Here is an 812-nt window from a genome sequence, read left to right as displayed (position 1 = left end):
AAAAGGGCAGACTTGCAGAATTTTAGAACAGCTCGTTTTTTAAGCGGCAGCCCGTTTTGAATGATGAGAAACGGCGAGCGCAGATGCAAGCAGAACAATGGCATTCAAATACTGGTGAGTTGTGACTTTCTGAATGCCCCGGACATGTGCGGCGTCTGCCGTCAAATAGGTTTTCAATCGGGAGTTGCAGCGTTCTACGCTGGTTCGTTCATTGTAAAGTTCCTTCCAACGCTTTGTATCCCGATGAGGGATGCTGTATCGCCGGAGATCATCCTTCGCATTTACTTTGACGACCATTCCATAGTTTGAAGACGAGCAGGCAGCCATGCCAAGCGGACAGTCGACTTTACCCGTGGCATGCGGGCAGCGAAATTTATGCATATCGCCGTCAACTCCCCAGTATGTCATCGCATAACCCATGGAACAGCACGGTGTTCCGTTCGAGGTCATGCCAGCAGGCGGTTCCTTCTCCCCCCGAAGATTAAGGGGAATGATGGCTTGTGCCTTGACGTTGCGGGCGGCCTCATAAACTTTCATTTGGTCGTAGCCCGCATCGAGTATGAAAAATCGTGTGCTCGTCCTGGACGCTGTTTTCTCGATCAGGCCCGGCGCCATTTCTCCATCATTGACATGCGCCGGCGTTACTTCCAAGGCGATCGGCAATTCACTTTTCGTATCGACCGCCAGATGAATTTTGTAACCAAACCATGTGATTTTATTGCCGAAGGAATCAATTTTTGCGCCCCAGTTCGCATTACCCGTTTGCTCGCTTTTGCGTTTGGGCTGCTTTTTCTCGTAAGCGCGGAGAGCGG

General features: G+C 50.9%; 1 protein-coding gene. It reads right to left on the bottom strand.

Going from position 1 to position 812, the window contains the following annotated elements; genetic code table 11:
* Positions 1–39: 39 nt before the first annotated feature.
* On the bottom strand, positions 40–812 hold a 773-nt coding region (locus KI367_RS26730), incomplete at its 5' end, for a transposase (RefSeq protein WP_212953318.1).

Source organism: Paenibacillus cookii (genome assembly GCF_018333375.1).
GTDB classification, from domain to species: Bacteria; Bacillota; Bacilli; order Paenibacillales; family Paenibacillaceae; genus Paenibacillus_AQ; species Paenibacillus_AQ cookii.
This window is presented reverse-complemented; position numbering and strand designations above follow the sequence as displayed.